Genomic DNA, 16,234 nt, shown 5'->3' on the forward strand with positions numbered 1-16,234 from the left:
GGTTTACTCCGCTTCCTGTTCCCCGGCCACAGCGGCATTGAGCACCGCCTGCAGCTCCGGGATGCCGTAGCCGTTCTCGCCGCTGGTCAGCACCACCTTCTGGCAGCCATAGGGGCGGCAGAGGTTTTCAAAGTCCTCCTGCGTCTTGGCCAGCTGGCTCTTTTTGAGCTTATCAGCCTTGGTCAGGGCCACCACATAGGGAATCTGGTGATAGTGCAGGTAGCGCAGCATCTGCTCATCGTCAGCGCTGGGTGCATGGCGGCAGTCCAGCAGCTGCACCAACAGGGTGTGGTGGCGCGGGGCCTCAAAATAGCTGTTGATGAGGTCGTCCCAGCGCTCACGGTCGGCGTTGCTCACCTTGGCATAGCCGTAGCCGGGCAGATCCACAAAATAGCAGTCGTCCACCGAATAGAAATTGATGGTGGCCGTTTTGCCCGGCGTGCTGGACACGCGGGCGAGGTTTTTGCGGCTACACAGCTTATTGATCAGGCTGGATTTGCCCACATTGGACCGCCCCGAAAAGCTCAGTTCCGGGCGGTCGCTCTCGGGCAGCTGGCTGGAAATGCCGTAGCTGGCAATGAAATCAGCTTTGTTGTAATTCATGGAGCTTTCCTTTCTGTTCTGCGTTCAAGGGACTGTATGTCGGCAGCCCCGGTCAGATGCAGCTTGTCCGGCGGGACGGCAGATAGTTTCTCCAGCGAATGTCCTGGGGGTGGGGCCCCGGCGCGCAAGCGTTGGGGCGGGACTGGAGTCCCGGGCTGTTCGCGGAGAAAGCTATCTGCCGGCCTGCCCTATTCTCAGCACACCGCGCCGGGCTGGGGCTTTTCTGCGGTGGGCGGCACAATGGCGGCGTCTGCCGCCTTTTTCTTTGCATGGGTGCGGCTGGGAGCCTTGGCCTTCTTTGCGTTCTGGGGCTTGAGCAGGGCTGCGTTCAGCACCTGCGTCAGGCTCTGCATGGGCAGGAAGGTAAGGCTCTTCTTCACCTCATCGTCCACATCGTAGAGGTCGGGCTCGTTGTCCTTGGGGATGAGCACGGTCTTCATGCCCTCGCGGTAGGCCGCCATGCTCTTTTCCCGCAGGCCGCCGATGGGCAGCACATTGCCGTGCAGGGTGATCTCGCCGGTCATGGCAACATCGCCGCGCACCGGGATGCCGGACAGGCAGGATACCAGTGCCGTGGTCAGGGTGACGCCTGCACTGGGGCCATCCTTGGGCACTGCGCCCTCGGGGGCATGGATGTGCAGATTCACATTTCTTGAGCTTTTCCGGGTCGATGCCGTACTCGGCGGCGTGCACCCGCACCCACGTAACGGCCAGCTGGGCGCTCTCCTTCATCACGTCGCCCAGCGAACCGGTGACGGTGATCTTGCCGCTGCCCTCCGGAATGACCTGCACCTCAATGGGCAGGGTCTCGCCGCCCACGCTGGTCCATGCCAGACCGTTGGCAACGCCCACCATGTTGGTACGGTTGAGGAATTCGGGCTTGACGAAGCGGGGGCCCAGCAGATCTTCCAGCATGGTGCCGGTGACAGACACGCTCTCCACCTCACCGGAGGCGATCTTGCGGGCGCACTTGCGCAGCACGCTGGTGATGGTGCGTTCCAGATTGCGCACACCGGCCTCGCGGGTGTAGCCGTCGATGATGCCGTAGAGCGCGCTCTGGCTCAGGGTGACCTTGCCGGTCAGGCCGCAGGCCTTGAGCTGCTTGGGCAGCAGATGCTTGCGGGCAATGTTATATTTCTCCACACGGGTATAGCTGGGCAGTTCGATGACGTCCATGCGGTCACGCAGGGGGCCGGGGATGCTGCCCAGATCGTTGGCCGTGGTAATGAAGAATACATGGCTCAGATCAAACGGGATATCGATGAAATGGTCGTTGAAGGTGCTGTTCTGCTCCGGGTCCAGCGCTTCCAGCAGGGCTGCGGCCGGGTCTCCCCGGAAGTCGCCTGCCAGCTTGTCGATCTCGTCCAGCAGCATCAGAGGGTTCGCGCTCTTGGCGGTGATCATGGCATTGATGATCTTGCCGGGCATGGCACCGATGTAGGTGCGGCGGTGGCCGCGGATTCTCAGCTTCATCCCGCACGCCGCCCAGACTGATGCGCACATACTTGCGGCCAAGGCTTTCGGCGATGGAGCGTGCAATACTGGTTTTGCCAACGCCCGGAGGGCCCACCAGACAGATGATCTGGGCTTTGACGTCCGGTGCCAGCTTGCGCACGGCCAGCGTTTCCAGAATGCGGTCCTTCACCTTTTTCAGGCCATAGTGGTCACGGTCCAGGATCTGCTGTGCACGGCCGATATCAAGATCATCCACCGTGAAAGTGTTCCACGGCAGGTCCAGACAGGTGTCCAGATAGGTGCGGATGACCGTTGCCTCCTGATTGGAGCCCTGCATCTTGGAAAGACGATCTACCTCCTTGAGCAGCTTTTTCTCGCTGTCCTCCGCAAGGTGCAGTTCCGTGATCCTGCGACGGTACTCGTCGGCCTCAGCGTGGGTGTCGTCGCCCTCGCCCAGTTCATCGCTGATGATATGCAGCTGTTCGTGCAGGTAATAATCGCGCTGGTTCTTGTCCATGGACTCGTTGACCTTTTCCGCGATCTCCTTTTCAATTTTCATCACCTGACACTCGCGGCGCAGCATCTCAACCAGCTTTTTCAGCCGCCCGTTCAGGGTGCCTTCATCCATGACAGCCTGCTTGTCCTCGTAGCGGAACAGCAGGTTCGCGGGCATATACTCGCTGAGGAAGGCAGGGTCGTCGCTGGAAACGATGGCAAACACCACGTCCTTGCCAAGGCGCGGGTTCATGCCGAGATACTCGTCAAACCCGGTCTTGAGGGCGCGCAGCAGCGCTTCGGTCTCCACGGCTTCCTCGGGCTTGCCGGGGCGCACCGGGGCCGGGCGCACTTCCGAAAGCAGAAAATCACCGCTGGCATCCAGCTCCGTGAGCTTTGCACGGTACTTACCCTCCACCAGAACCTTTACAAGGTCCTCGGAGACCCGCAGCACCTGCTTCACCTCGGCCACCACGCCGTAGGCAAACAGGTCGGCCTGAGCGGGGTCCGTGGTATCCATGGACTTCTGCGCCACCAGAAAAACGTTGGAATTATTTGCCATTGCCCACTCCACGGCGGCAATGCTTTTTTCGCGGCCCACCTCAAAGTGGACAAGATTGTTGGGGAATACCACCAGACCCCGCAGGGCGATGGTGGGCAGATGCAGCGTTTTGCGCTCCACCTTGATGGTAACTTTTTCACTCATTGTGCAAACACCTCCCGGCTGCCGCGTACTTTCCCACGGCGGCAGCGCCGTATGCAAGAGTTCCTATCTATAAAGTATGTTGTTTCCTTATTATACTGATTTCCGGCCAAAATGCAACTGTGCCGGGCCGGGCGTTGGTTTTTTCGTCAGCATCCTTGCCCTCTCAGTCTCACTCCGTTCGCCAGCTCCCCCAAAGGGGGAGCCTTTGGCAAAACCGGAAAGTTTACCGTACTGCCAAGGCCTCTCACTTTGGGAGAGGTGGCACGGCGTAAGCCGTGACGGAGAGGGCGAAGCCGTTAAAAACAAAGAATTCTTTAATCTTCCTTCCGTTTTTCCTGCGTGGAAAAGCCCATTTTGCCCAGAGCGGGCAGCAGGGCCCTGAGGGTGATGGAGGTCAGTGCGCCCATCACAAGGCCCAGCACCAGCATGACCGGCGCATAGTAGAAGGACAGCGAGGACGAAATGATCACACCTGCACCCAGCAGCTGGCCGATGTTGTGGGCCAGTGCGCCGCATACGGACAGGATGAACCATGTGGGCCGCACCGGCAGCAGATAGTAGAGCACCCACATCACCAGCAGGGACAAAAGGCCGCCGCACAGCGAGAGGAAGCCCGCCGTGAAGCCGGACACCAGAAACACGAACAGCGCCTTGAGCACATCCAGCACCAGTGCCTGCTTTGGCCCCATGAAAAACAGCGCGTACATCACTACGATGTTGGCAAGGCCCAGCTTCATGCCCGGCATCAGGCCCGGAATGGTGAGTGTGCCCTCAATAAAAGACAGCGCCATGGCCAGCGCAAACAGCAGGCCGGAAAGCGCAATGTGCCGTGTTTTTTCATAGCTGCGTCGATTCCCTGGCATTCTGTCCCCTCCTTTATTCTTCGGTCTGGCTCTGCTCGTAGCTTTCCTGCTCTTCCATGGCAGCTTCCCATGCGGCAAACAGCTCCTCCTGATGGAAGCGCAGGTCGCTCAGCTCATCGCTCTTCTGGCGCAGCAGGTCGGGGTCGTTGTACACCTCGGGCGAGTTGATCTCGTTGTCCAGTTCCACCTCGCGGGCACCGCAGGCCTCCATCTCATCCTCACAGGCTTTGATCTTGGCCCGCAGCTCGGCGCGGCGGCGGCGCTGTTCCTTGCCATAACCGATCTTAGCGGGCTCGGCGGGCTTCTGCACGGCAGGAGCCGGGGCGTTGCGGCCCATCAGGGCGTCGTAGCTGGGGTAGATGGTGGCCTTGCCGTCCTCAAGGTAGAGGATAGGACAGGCCAGACTGTTCATCAGGTGGCGGTCATGGGTGACCAGCAGCAGCGTGCCGGTGTAGGCCATGAGGGCCTCGGTAAGATTTTCGCGGGTGTAAATGTCCAAATGGTTGGTGGGCTCGTCCAGAAACAGCAGATTGGGCCGTTCCAGCACGATCTCCGCAAAGCGCAGGCGTGCCAGCTCGCCGCCGGAAAGCGCCTCGCAGGGCTTGAACACCGTCTCCCCCCGGAAGCCCAGCTTTGCCAGATGGTTGCGCACTTCCAGCTCGGTCATGCGGGGATACTTGTTCCAAATCACATCGATGACCCGGCCCTGACCCAGACGGTTCTGCTGCTGAGCAAAAATGCTGGGCCGTGCACCGGTGCCCAGCCGCACCATGCCGCCGGAAGGGCGGCGCTTGCCGTCCAGCACCTGCATCAGGGTGGATTTGCCTGCGCCGTTGGGGCCTGCGATCACCAGTCTCTGGCCGCGGCACACCGTGTAGGTGAAGGGCTCCAGCAGTGTGCGCTCCCCGATCCGGATGGTCAGGTTCTTGAGCAGCACCAGCTCATTCCACGGTTCTACGTCATATTCAAACCGGAACTTGAGCTGGTTGGTCTCGTCCTTGGGGGCTTCGGTGATCTCCAGCTTTTCCAGCTGCTTGCGGCGGCTCTGGGCCATTTTGGTGGTGGAGGCGCGCACAAGGTTGCGGTCCACGTAGTCCTGCAGCTTTTCGGCCAGCGCCACGTCCGCATCGTGCTGCTTCTGGCGCAGGGCATCGGCAGCTTCCTTCTGAGGCAGGTAGGTCGAGAAGTTGCCCTTGTAGGTGGTCATGGTCTGGAACGAGACTTCCCAGATCTTTGTACACACGTTATCCAGAAAATAGCGGTCATGGCTGACCACCAGCACCGCGCCGGAATAGCTCTTGAGGTAGTTTTCCAGCCATTCCATGGTGGCAAAGTCCAGATGGTTGGTGGGCTCATCCAGAATGAGCACATCCGGCTTTTTCAAAAGCAGCTTGGCCAGCCGCAGTCTCGTCAGCTCGCCGCCGGAGAGCACCGCAATGTTCTTCTGCCATGTATCCTGCGGAAAGCCCATGCCGGACAGCACCTTTTTGATGTTCACATCCATGTTGTAGCCGTCGGCGGCATCCACGATGTTCTGCAGCTGGTCGTGCTGGGCCAGCAGGGATGCGTCCTCCGGGTTTGCAGCCATCCGGCGTTCCAGCACCTGCATCTGGGCCATGGCATCCAGCACAGGGGCAAAGGTGGAGCGCATTTCGCCGTAGATATCCAGCGTGGCATCCAGCTTTGCGTTCTGTTCCAGATAGCCCAGCGTCACGCCGTGGGTCACGCTGAATTCCCCGTCGTAGTCCTGATATTCGCCGGTAAGGATCTTGAGCAGGGTGGTCTTGCCCGCGCCGTTCTGGCCCACGATGCCAATGCGGTCCTCCCGCTCGACGCTGGCGGTCACATCATGCAGGACGATCTTTTCGCCAAAGCTTTTGCCTAGTTTTTCCAAATGTATCAGCATAGTTTTATGATCCGTTCTCTATCCACTTGTTGGGTCAGCACTGGTGGCGGCGGTTTTTCAGGCCCACATTGGCCAGCTCTTCCTGCTCCATCACCAGAGGATACAGCTCCTTCAGGTCTGCGATCTCGTAGGTGGGCACCACCTTGCCGGGATTTTCAGCGTGATTGGGATTATACCAGCAGGTGTCCAAACCTGCATTCGCGCCGCCCTGAATGTCGCTGCTCAGACCGTCGCCCACCATCAGCACATGCTCCCGGTTCTCCACGCCAAGGGCGCGCAGGGCTGCATCAAAGATCTTCCGGTTGGGTTTTTCGGCGTCCATCTTCTCGGAAACGAATACATCCTCCATAAAGTTCAGGATGCCGCTTTCTGCCAGACGGCGGGTCTGCACCTTCTGGAAGCCGTTGGTCACAACGGCCAGCGTCGCCACCTCGGAGAGCTCCCGCAGCACGTCCAGCACTTCCGGCCCCATCAGGTCCGGATGGGTGGAGAGCTGCTCCAGATAGAAGCGGTTCATCTCGGCTCCGTCACCGGCGGCATCAACGGCCTTGAGGAAGCGGGTGAACCGCTCTGCCATGAGCTTTTCCCGCTTGATCTGGCCCTTTTCCAGCTGACGCCACAGCTCCTCGTTGATGGTGCGGTAGGTCTGCACGGTCTCAGCGTCCGGCTCAATGCCGTAGTTCACCAGCGTTTCGGCCAGTGCCTTGCTTTCTGCTGCGTCAAAATTCAGCAGCGTGTTGTCTGCATCGAACAGGATGCAATAGTATTTTGCCATATGTCTTCCCTCTTTTCCTTCTGCCATGGCCTCAAATGCCATGCGCTCAACAACAGGGAGAAGCCAGCCCTGCCCCCGCAGAGCTGGCTTCCGGAAGCTGCTTTCATCGTCAGGCCCTCTGCACTGGCTGCAAAAACAGCTTCATATTATTCTGAGATCATTTCGTACATCGGTGCATCGGTTTGCTCCGGGTCGTTATCCGGGCAGGTGGTTTTTGCATCGCAGGGGGTGGCGGCGCACTTTGCCATTTCCTCTTCCAGCGCGCCGTTGTCCACATTTTCCCAATCGGTGCCGTAATCGTCCACACTGCCGTCGGTCACGTTCTCTTCGCCCGGCAGAGCCGGGGTGCGGGGCTCCTCGTAGTACATCAAAACGCCTCCCTTCCTGCCCAGCCTATGCGGCACGGCAGGCCAGGGTGACAGCCTCAGGACGCAGAGTCCGTGGGTGCTGCCTGCTCGTTGGTAGTTTCCTTGCTGGCGTTTGCTTCCGAAGACTCGGTACGAGAACCACTTTCCGTCGCGGAACTGCTGCCTGTGTGAGAGCTGCTCTCCGTCGCAGAACTGCTATGGGAGGACGAGGTGCTCTCGCTGGAAGAAGCGCTGCTGCCCGTACTATGAGAAGAGCCGGAAGAGGTGTTGCTGCTCGTACTGTGGGAGGAGCTGGACTCACCGTTGGAGCTGGACGTGCTTGCCGAGGGAGCCGTGCTCTCGCTGCTGGAAGTGCTGTGCGAGGTGCTGTCGGAAGCGGATGTAGATCCGGAGGAAGCTCCGGACGAAGCAGCGGAAGAGCTGCCAGAGCTGCTGGTGCTGCCGCTGGAAGAGCTGGCAGAGCCAGCGCTCACGCCGCTGACCGTCACGTTCACGGTATTGCTGGCAACGGTGCAGCCGTTGTAGCTTGCCACTGCATAGACCTTGAAGGTTGCATTGAGCATGGAAGGATTGATCTCCACCTTCACAGTGGTCTTGCCCGCAGCCTGAGGCACTTCCGCACCGTTGGCGTACCAGCGGATGCTGTCGGCAGTGAGATGCTTACCGCCCAGCTTTGCGGTAAAGGTGTAGTAATCGCCCAAAACCGCCTTGCCGGTGCTGCTGATGCTGATGGATGCCTGTGCAAACATGGCGGTCACATCCACATTCTGCTTGAAATTGGTGTCTGTGCGGGTCTTCTGGGTGACGCCGTCGCTCCAGCGGACGAACACATGACCCTCCTGCGGCACGGCAGTCACGCTGACAGACTGAGCTGTGCTGGTCACATCATAGGTCAGTGCCGTCTTGCCGCTGTCGCTGCCGCTGGACAGGGTGCCGCCGCCGTTCTTATCCACACGATAGGCGGCCTGATACAGCACGCTCTGCCCTTCGGAAGAGCTTGCAGCCTCCGAGCTGCTGGGTGCTGCCACCGCAGAACTGGGATTTGCCGTGTATTCTGCGCGTTTGGGAATGTTGGCGGTATCCGGACGGCGGTCGTCGGTCTGGTAAGCATGGGTGCGCAGGTAGCTCAGCAATGCCTTGAGGCCGGCGGGCTTCAGGTGGATGTCCCCACTCTGATAGTAGTCCTCACGGCCATAGCCGTTGGCATCCTTCAGCACCTCGGCCGTATTGAGGAACTTCAGGCCCATCTGCTCACACATGGACAGCAGCGCCATGTTGAAGTCGTCGATCTTGGTCTGATCCATATTGGGATAGTTTGCGTGGTTTGCAGGCACCGGCGGCACCGTGTTCACGATGATGTCGGTATAGGGGTAGCTTTCCTGAATGGCCTGCACCAGCGCGGTGTAGTTATTGATGAACTCCTCCACCGCCATACCGTTGTCGTTGGTGCCCAGCATGATGACCACGCGGCGGGGCTTCATTTTGGCCACTGCCTGCGCGATGGTGTAGCTGTTGTTGTCCTTTTTAAAGGTGACGATGCCCTCGTTCAGGGCGGCATGGGTGCCAATGCCCTCTTTTGCGCAGAACTGCTGCAGGCTGACAAGGCCGTTTGCATACAGGCGCACCGTGTTGGAATCACCGATGAACAGGGTCTCTTTCTGATAGTCCTCGCCCGCATCGGCGGTCTCCGGCAGCAGGGCGCTGGAGGTCTCGTTGATCTGATAGTGATCCGAGATATCCTCTTCACCCGGCACCAAAACCTCGCTGGAGGGCTGCTCCACCGGGGCGGAGGGGTTCTTGCCGCGCTTGAGCAGGGTCAGCGTGATGCCGATGGTCAAAACAGCGGCCAGCGCGCACACCGCGCACACCAGCACCGCCTGCTTCTGCATGGGGGTAAGTGATTGCTTTTCCGGTTGTGTTTTTTTCATATCTCTCACCATTCACCTGAAAACCGTTTTTCCGGAGCATCGTACCGTTTACGCGGTTCCTTCTGCTCCCGGAGCGGCTTCTTATTTTCCGGCGTAAACACTGGGTCTATGCTTTTCCACTTCAGTCCAGGATCTGCGCTGCAAGGTCGGCACAGCTTTCTGCCAGCAGCACGGGGTGGAAGGGGGCCAGCTCCTCCCTGCTGCCGTAACCGTACAGCGCACCGGCAGCGTCCAGACCGCAGTCTGCTGCGCCGCGCATATCGTCGTTACGGTCGCCCACCATCAGCACCCGCTTGCCCTGCATCATGGGCTGGGCAAGTACATAGCGCACCACATCGGTCTTGGTATCGCGGCTCTCGTCCATGGACGCGCCGCCGATAAAATCAAAATAATCTGCAAGACCCTTTTCTTTCAGGATCGGCGTAACGACCTGCGTGGGCTTGGAGGTAGCCGTGCACAGGATCAGGCCCGCAGCCTTCAGGCGCTGCAGCATCTCTGCTGCGCCCGGATAGGCGGCACACTCGTGGCTGCCCTTGACGGCGTAGCTGTCACGGTAAAGGTTCGTGGCCTTTTCAATGAGGACCGGGTCCGTGAAATGTTCGCCAAAGCTTTTGCGCAGCGGCGGCCCGAGATAACGGCGCAGGTTGACGTGCGTGGTGTCCACGCCCATCTTATCAAAGACTTCTTTTAATGTATTTATAATACCCGGGGCAGAATCGATCAGGGTTCCGTCCACATCGAACAGGATCGCATCGTAATTCAGCAATGTTCAACTTTCCTCACTTTCATGGTGATACATCCTATAGTATAGCACAGAATCCCGTTATCAGCAATTCCAACAAATGGTTTTTACAAAAATTATGCATTCGAGCAGAGAAAAGGCCCGCCCGGCATCCGGACAGGCCTTTCAGCATCTTCTTACTTCGCTGCGGCATCCGCAGGCGGATAGTACAGGTTGTTGGAGACGAACTCCAGCTTATCCTTGAGCACCAGTTCCAGATTTGCCACGGCGTGCACCATGTTGGTGGCCGAATCGTTTACTTCCAGCAGCTTGCACAGGTCCAGACCGTCCAGTTTCATGGCGGCGTCCATCTTCCGGCTTTCGGCACAGAGGATGTGGCTCAGGGCATTTTCCTGCAGCGCGATGCTCTCCACCAGATCAACGACCGCCTGCTCCAGCGTCACCTTGGGCAGGCAGGGGCAGGGGCAGCGGGTGGTATCGATACAGTTTTCAGCAGACATGATAAAACCTTCCTTTCGTTCATCCGATCAGGGGCGGTGTACGCCCCATTCTATGTCTGCCGGGTGTGCCGGTGTTACTCCTGCTTTTGTGGATTCTGGGTGCCGCGTACCTTTTCAATGGTCGCGCGGTAGCCGCCGGAGCCGTACTGGATGCAGCGGTTGATGCGGCTGATGGTAGCCGTGCTGATCTCCACCGCCTTCACGATCTGGTCGTAGGTACTGCCGTCCAGCAGCATTTTGGCCGCTTCCAGCCGCTGCGCCATATCGGAGATCTCCTTTACCGTGCACAGATCCTCAAAAAAATTGTAGCATTCTTCCCGTGTTCTCAGGCTGAGGATCGCATCAAACAGTGCATCGGTGGTCTGGTTTCTTCTGGAATTTTTTTCTGCCATAAATGTTCTCCTTGCCGCCGCAGCGGACTATCCGGTTTTGGGGCGTTCCCTATCTTAAATGTTTCGGAAATATTCAGATTCTTTCTTGCATCATCACTTTAGCACATCAAAGTGTGAAAGTCAAGCCCTGAGCGTGAACTCTTTTCATTCGTGGATGTGTATAGTTTTTTTTGTTTCACGCATGAACAAAAATCACCTAAAAATTTTTGCAGAACGCTTTTCTGAATTAGTGCATCCTCCGAACTTGTGCCAAAGATATTGACAATTTGTGAATTCCGCACTAAAATACGGACAATCATTCGGCAAATGCGATGAACAGGACATGATTCTTTGCAGCACCCTCTCCCAGAGAGCCGCCCATCTGATGCAACGGCGGTAGTCAGGAGCAAAGCGTTCTCCCCTGCGAGCAGCCTGTGTGAACCGGACGCCGACCCCGTCCGCAGTAATGTATGGCCGTTTTGCCCACGTTACGGGGCTGCGTATGTATGTACGCTGGGAGTGGCTGCCTGTGCAGCAAACGAAGTGGTACCGCGGAGTATTCCATACACGATGTGCAGTGTATGTGAAGGCCTTCGTCTTCGATGGTTCGTCCCAAATGGAACGAACCCGGGAGGACGGGGCCTTTTTTACACCCTGCCGCCCCCATGTCGCTGACATTTGCCGGATGCCAAGAAAGGAAAGAGGTAAAAACAATGAATACGCTGGTCATCGTATTGATCGCAGCCGTGTGTCTGTTTGGCGCTTATATGCTTTACGGCCGCTGGCTGGCTAACAAGTGGGGCATCGACCCCTCTGCCAAGACCCCGGCAGTTGTCCATGAGGACGGCCGGGACTATGTTCCCACCGACGGCTGGACCGTGTTTGCACACCAGTTCAGCTCCATTGCCGGTGCAGGCCCTGTCACCGGTGCGATCCAGGCCGCTGCTTTCGGCTGGCTGCCGGTGCTGCTGTGGGTGCTGCTGGGCGGCATCTTCTTCGGTGCCGTCACCGACTTCGGTGCTCTGTACGCTTCCGTTAAGAATGACGGCAAGAGCATGGGCATGCTGATCGAAAAGTACATCGGCAAGACCGGCCGCAAGCTGTTCCTGCTGTTCTGCTGGCTGTTCTGCGGCATTGTGATTGCCGCCTTTGCCGACATGGTTGCCGGCACCTTCAATGCCTACGGTGCTGACGGTGCTCTGGTGGAGGCTGCCCAGACCAACGGTGCTGCCGGCATGGTCTCCATCATGTTCATGGTGTTCGCCGTGGTCTTTGGCCTGCTGCAGAAGAACCTGCACTTCACCGGCTGGAAAGAGAATGTGATCAGCATCGTATTCATCGTGCTGTCCTTTGTGGTGGGTGCAAACTTCCCCATCATTCTGGGTAAGGCTGCATGGAGCTACATCACCTTTGTGTACATCTTCTTTGCCGCTGTCCTGCCCATGTGGCTGCTGAAGCAGCCCCGTGACCACATGACCACCTTTATGTTTGTGGCCATGATCGTGGGCGCTGTTCTGGGCCTGATCGTCAACCATCCCGTCATGAACTTGCCGGTGTTCACCGGCTTTACCAACGCCAAGCTGGGCACCATGTTCCCCATCCTGTTCGTTACGGTTGCCTGCGGCGCTGTTTCCGGTTTCCACAGTCTGGTGTCTTCCGGCACTTCCTCCAAGACCGTTACCAATGAGAAGGATATGCTGAAGGTCGGCTACGGTGCCATGGTGCTGGAAAGCCTGCTGGCTGTCATCGCTCTGTGTGTTGCCGGTGCTTCTGCTGCTGCAGACGGCACCCCCGCAGACGGCACTCCGTTCCAGGTCTTCAGCCGTGGCGTTGCCAGCTTCTTCGTGGGCTTCGGCCTGGACCAGCACTTTGCCTCTGTGTTTATGACCATGTGCGTTTCCGCACTGGCTCTGACCAGTCTGGATGCTGTGGCCCGTATCGGCCGCATGAGCTTCCAGGAGCTGTTCAGCGTGGATGACATGGAGCATACTGAGGGCTGGCGCAAGCTGCTGTGCAACGTGTACTTCTCCACCTTCCTGACTCTGGCTTTCGGCTTCCTGCTGACCAAGATCGGCTACGCCAACATCTGGCCCCTGTTCGGTTCTGCAAACCAGCTGCTGAGCGCTCTGGTTCTGGCCACTCTGTGCGTGTTCCTGAAGGTCACCGGCCGCAGCAACAAGATGATCTTCCCTCCGCTGGTCATCATGCTGTGCGTCACCTTCACCGCTCTGGTGCAGCGCCTGATCGCTATGGTCAAGGCCATCAGCAATGCCGCTGCTGTCACCATCCCCGCTGGCGAGACCACTTGGGGTGCTGTGTTCATTGCAAACGGCCTGCAGCTGATCCTGGCCGTGCTGCTGATCGTTCTGGGCCTGAACATCGTGTTCCACTCCTTCAAGGCCTATAAAAACGCTGAGCATAACAGCGAGGCAAAGGTCTGATCTCTCAGGTTTGAGCATCGCTTAACAGAATAGGCAAAATGCCGCTGACGGAATAAAAGCCGTCGGCGGCATTTTTATTTTATATGATTCGTGTTCGTGGCGTCCTGCGGGCCGCTCCAAACACTTTTTCACCAGAAAAGTTCCATCGAAACAATGCATTTTGACAGTAAATGCCATGGATCATCGCGGCCCCTCTTGTGAAAAGCGAAGCCCGGAGAATCTTCGGATTCTCCGGGCTTCTTTCATAACAAATAATTTTTCCGCTAAAAATAGCCATAGCACACGCGGCGGCTATTCTAAATCAAAAATCAAACGTTCGCTTTTTCCCACGTTTGAAGGACCGCCATCTGCACCGGGGTGTGGAACCAGTGCTCCCCGCCCTCCATGATCGTCAGATGCGCCCCGCTTTCCTGACGGAAGCGCTCGATCATGGTGCGGCTGGTCAGGGCATCCCTGTCACCATACAGCACTTGCGTGCGGCCATGCCAGTGCAGCGGATGTTCCCGCACCCAGCACAGATACGGCCATGAGAGGGTCTCACCGAGATCCGTGGGGATCTCCCCTGCCCGCCGCAACTGTTCCTCGGTCACATGGACATATTGCATCATATTCGTGATGAGAGCTTCCATATCCACCACCGGAGAGACCAGCAGGGTCTTTTCCGGGACGTCGGCCTGCAGCGCCTGCATGGCAAGCCACGCGCCGATGCTCACGCCATACAGCCGGATATGCGCCCACACCGGCTTCATGCGGGCATAGACAGCCTGCAGTTCCGGAACCACCACCCATGGCAGTAGCTGCTCCGGACTGTTTTTCCGTGCGCCATGCTCGGGCAGGTCGATAGCCAGCACCTGCCAGCCTGCTTCACAGGCTGTAGCGGCAAAACGTTCCGCCTCTTCCTTGCAGCCGTTCTTACCATGGAGATAGAGATAGACCTTGCGGCTCCGATCGCCGTACAGGATAGCCGGGACGCCCGCAATGGTCATGGTTTGTTTTTTCATAAGGGATTCTCCTTACCCGATCATGCTCTCCATTCGGAGAGACGTTTTGTTTACACTGCGCATTGCTTTTCGTCCTCCCTTCTTTCCGTTTTCTCTATGATAGCACATCCGCCCGGCAAACACAAACAAAAAAGGAGCCGCAGCGCCCTGTTACGGGTACTGCAGCTCCCAGATTCAACCCAAAGGTTAAATTACTTCACCATGCTTGCAACTTCAGCAGCGAAGTCGTCAGCACGCTTCTCCAGGCCTTCGCCCTTCTGGAAGCGGGTGAACTTGACGATCTTGATGTCGCCGCCCAGATCCTTAGCGACCTTAGCGGTGTACTGAGCAACGGTCAGGTCGCTGTCCTTGACGAACTCCTGATCGACCAGGCAGTTCTCCTTGAAGAACTTCTTGATCTTGCCCTCGATCATCTTCTGCTTCACAGCATCGGGCTTGTTAGCGGTCTTGGGATCGCCAGCCATCTGAGCCAGCATGATCTCCTTCTCCTTGGCCACGACCTCAGCGGGGACAGATGCCTCATCGACATAGCCGGGGTTTGCAGCTGCGACCTGCATGGCGATATCCTTGCCGTAAGCAACGAACTCGTCCTTAGCCTCGATGCCGTTGGTGGTCTCGAAATTGACCAGAATGCCGTGGGTGCCGCCGCCGTGGACGTATGCAGAGCAAACGCCCTCGTAACGGACGAAACGGCGAACCTTGATGTTCTCCTTGATGACCAGGATCAGGTTCTTCAGAGCCTCGTCAACGGTCTCGCCGGACTCGGTCTTGCAAGCCATCAGAGCCTCAACATCAGCAGGGTTCTGCTTCATGATGACCTGAGTTGCCTCCTTGACGAAAGCAACGAACTTGTCGTTCTTGGCAACGAAGTCGGTCTCAGCGTTGACCTCGATGACAACACCCACCTTGCACTCGGGGCAGTAGTCAGCGTAGACCATACCCTCGGCAGCGGTGCGGCTTGCCTTCTTGGCAGCGGTAGCCAGACCACGCTCACGCAGGATCTCGATTGCCTTCTCGAAGTTGCCGTCAGCCTCGGTCAGAGCCTTCTTGCACTCCATCATGCCGCAGTCGGTCTGCTTGCGCAGTTCCATAACGTCCTTTGCAGAAATAGCCATTTTCGTATTCTCCCTTACACGTTATTTTGTTGTTTGTGGGATGGGAAATCAGGCGTTTGCTGCATCCTCAGCGGGAGCGGCCTCCTGGTTGCCCTGCTTGCCTTCCAGCGCAGCGTCAGCCATAGCGCCAGCGATCAGCTTGACAGCACGGATTGCGTCGTCGTTGCCGGGGATCACGTAATCGATCTCGTCGGGGTTGCAGTTGGTATCAACGATAGCAACGATGGGGATGTTCAGCTTGCGGGCCTCAGCAACAGCGATGCGCTCCTTGTGAGGATCAACGATGAACATAGCCTTCGGCAGGGTCTTCATGTTCTTGACGCCGCCCAGGTACTTGTCCAGCTTCTCCATCTCCAGCTCCAGCTTGGCAACTTCCTTCTTGGGCAGCAGCTCGAAGGTACCGTTCTCCTTCATCTTAGCCAGCTGATCCATACGGTCGATGCGCTTGCGGATGGTGCGGAAGTTGGTCAGCATACCGCCCAGCCAGCGAGCATTGACATAGTGCATGCCGCAGCGCAGAGCCTCGTCACGGATGGACTCCTGAGCCTGCTTCTTAGTGCCGACGAACAGGATGTCGCCGCCCTCAGCTGCAACTTCCTTCACGTAGTTGTAAGCCTCGTCCAGCTTCTTCACGGTCTTCTGCAGATCGATGATATAGATGCCGTTGCGCTCGGTGAAGATGTACTTAGCCATCTTGGGGTTCCAACGGCGGGTCTGGTGACCGAAGTGCACGCCTGCCTCGAGAAGCTGCTTCATAGAAACGACTGCCATAATAAAAATACCTCCAGATATTGTTTTGCCTCCGCACACCGTGATCTGCACAGTACATCGGGTACCGGCAGACTGCCCTCCACTCGTAAGAGCACAAAAGGGCATAGTGATGCGTGTGTAATGCTTTGTTATAGTACCACAAAAAGAATGCGGTTGCAAGTGTTTTTCTCTGTTTTTTACAAAGAAAAACGTTA

The 16,234-nt window shown here is 57.8% G+C and carries 13 protein-coding genes and 1 pseudogene; 1 reads left to right on the plus strand and 13 read right to left on the minus strand.

What is annotated here, in order from left to right; translation table 11 throughout:
- Positions 1-3: 3 nt before the first annotated feature.
- The 10 genes and pseudogenes from yihA to ACKXF7_RS12865 form a co-directional block, all read right to left on the minus strand.
- Positions 4-603, minus strand: coding sequence for a ribosome biogenesis GTP-binding protein YihA/YsxC (gene yihA, locus ACKXF7_RS12820; protein WP_339394768.1), 600 nt, complete (start codon positions 601-603; stop codon positions 4-6).
- 194 nt (positions 604-797) lie between these two features.
- Positions 798-3,259 (minus strand): annotated as a pseudogene (lon, locus tag ACKXF7_RS12825) (endopeptidase La).
- Positions 3,260-3,573: 314 nt separating this feature from the next.
- Positions 3,574-4,122, minus strand: coding sequence for a Gx transporter family protein (locus ACKXF7_RS12830; RefSeq protein WP_423741516.1), 549 nt, complete (start codon positions 4,120-4,122; stop codon positions 3,574-3,576).
- A 13-nt stretch (positions 4,123-4,135) separates the two neighbouring features.
- On the minus strand, positions 4,136-6,028 hold the full coding sequence (locus tag ACKXF7_RS12835) for an ABC-F family ATP-binding cassette domain-containing protein (RefSeq protein WP_423741517.1): 1,893 nt from the start codon (positions 6,026-6,028) through the stop codon (positions 4,136-4,138).
- Between the two features lie 34 nt (positions 6,029-6,062).
- Entirely contained in the window at positions 6,063-6,803 is a 741-nt protein-coding gene (locus ACKXF7_RS12840) for a YjjG family noncanonical pyrimidine nucleotidase (protein ID WP_423741518.1), read from the minus strand.
- A 146-nt stretch (positions 6,804-6,949) separates the two neighbouring features.
- Entirely contained in the window at positions 6,950-7,171 is a 222-nt protein-coding gene (locus ACKXF7_RS12845; protein WP_249238597.1) for a hypothetical protein, read from the minus strand.
- 56 nt (positions 7,172-7,227) lie between these two features.
- Positions 7,228-9,099 carry an SGNH/GDSL hydrolase family protein gene (locus ACKXF7_RS12850; protein ID WP_423741519.1) on the minus strand — a complete coding sequence of 624 codons (1,872 nt, stop codon included), beginning with the start codon at positions 9,097-9,099 and terminating at the stop codon, positions 7,228-7,230.
- Between the two features lie 121 nt (positions 9,100-9,220).
- Positions 9,221-9,865 (minus strand): HAD-IA family hydrolase, encoded by a 645-nt coding sequence (locus ACKXF7_RS12855; protein WP_423741520.1) that lies wholly within the window; start codon positions 9,863-9,865, stop codon positions 9,221-9,223.
- Between the two features lie 152 nt (positions 9,866-10,017).
- On the minus strand, positions 10,018-10,341 hold the full coding sequence (locus ACKXF7_RS12860) for a hypothetical protein (protein ID WP_005940334.1): 324 nt from the start codon (positions 10,339-10,341) through the stop codon (positions 10,018-10,020).
- A 74-nt stretch (positions 10,342-10,415) separates the two neighbouring features.
- Entirely contained in the window at positions 10,416-10,733 is a 318-nt protein-coding gene (locus ACKXF7_RS12865; RefSeq protein ID WP_249238594.1) for a YerC/YecD family TrpR-related protein, read from the minus strand.
- Between the two features lie 692 nt (positions 10,734-11,425).
- Between ACKXF7_RS12865 and ACKXF7_RS12870 the strand changes: the two genes are divergently transcribed.
- Complete coding sequence (locus ACKXF7_RS12870) at positions 11,426-13,153, plus strand: carbon starvation CstA family protein (RefSeq protein WP_423741521.1); 1,728 nt, start codon at positions 11,426-11,428, stop codon at positions 13,151-13,153.
- A 308-nt stretch (positions 13,154-13,461) separates the two neighbouring features.
- Here the strand turns inward: ACKXF7_RS12870 and ACKXF7_RS12875 are convergent, their stop codons facing one another.
- The 3 genes from ACKXF7_RS12875 to rpsB all read right to left on the minus strand — a co-directional run bounded on the left by ACKXF7_RS12875 (position 13,462) and on the right by rpsB (position 16,040).
- On the minus strand, positions 13,462-14,154 hold the full coding sequence (locus ACKXF7_RS12875) for an alpha/beta hydrolase (protein WP_423741522.1): 693 nt from the start codon (positions 14,152-14,154) through the stop codon (positions 13,462-13,464).
- Between the two features lie 191 nt (positions 14,155-14,345).
- Positions 14,346-15,269: a translation elongation factor Ts gene (gene tsf / locus ACKXF7_RS12880; RefSeq protein WP_423741523.1), complete on the minus strand. Its 924-nt coding sequence runs from the start codon at positions 15,267-15,269 to the stop codon at positions 14,346-14,348.
- 48 nt (positions 15,270-15,317) lie between these two features.
- Positions 15,318-16,040, minus strand: a complete 723-nt coding sequence (rpsB, locus tag ACKXF7_RS12885) for a 30S ribosomal protein S2 (RefSeq protein WP_022257112.1) — start codon at positions 16,038-16,040, stop codon at positions 15,318-15,320.
- Positions 16,041-16,234: the final 194 nt, after the last annotated feature.

The organism is Faecalibacterium sp. 7 (assembly GCF_049562865.1).
Lineage (GTDB): Bacteria > Bacillota > Clostridia > Oscillospirales > Ruminococcaceae > Faecalibacterium > Faecalibacterium wellingii.

Bases quoted from the DNA above. Each gene is read 5' to 3' on its own strand.
- ACKXF7_RS12860 (WP_005940334.1), bottom strand. From the start codon at position 10,341: ATGTCTGCTGAAAACTGTATCGATACCACCCGCTGCCCCTGCCCCTGC.
- ACKXF7_RS12865 (WP_249238594.1), bottom strand. From the start codon at position 10,733: ATGGCAGAAAAAAATTCCAGAAGAAACCAGACCACCGATGCACTGTTT.
- ACKXF7_RS12835 (WP_423741517.1), bottom strand. From the start codon at position 6,028: ATGCTGATACATTTGGAAAAACTAGGCAAAAGCTTTGGCGAAAAGATC.
- ACKXF7_RS12870 (WP_423741521.1), top strand. From the start codon at position 11,426: ATGAATACGCTGGTCATCGTATTGATCGCAGCCGTGTGTCTGTTTGGC.
- tsf (WP_423741523.1), bottom strand. From the start codon at position 15,269: ATGGCTATTTCTGCAAAGGACGTTATGGAACTGCGCAAGCAGACCGAC.
- ACKXF7_RS12830 (WP_423741516.1), bottom strand. From the start codon at position 4,122: ATGCCAGGGAATCGACGCAGCTATGAAAAAACACGGCACATTGCGCTT.
- ACKXF7_RS12845 (WP_249238597.1), bottom strand. From the start codon at position 7,171: ATGTACTACGAGGAGCCCCGCACCCCGGCTCTGCCGGGCGAAGAGAAC.
- ACKXF7_RS12850 (WP_423741519.1), bottom strand. From the start codon at position 9,099: ATGAAAAAAACACAACCGGAAAAGCAATCACTTACCCCCATGCAGAAG.
- ACKXF7_RS12875 (WP_423741522.1), bottom strand. From the start codon at position 14,154: ATGAAAAAACAAACCATGACCATTGCGGGCGTCCCGGCTATCCTGTAC.
- rpsB (WP_022257112.1), bottom strand. From the start codon at position 16,040: ATGGCAGTCGTTTCTATGAAGCAGCTTCTCGAGGCAGGCGTGCACTTC.
- ACKXF7_RS12840 (WP_423741518.1), bottom strand. From the start codon at position 6,803: ATGGCAAAATACTATTGCATCCTGTTCGATGCAGACAACACGCTGCTG.
- yihA (WP_339394768.1), bottom strand. From the start codon at position 603: ATGAATTACAACAAAGCTGATTTCATTGCCAGCTACGGCATTTCCAGC.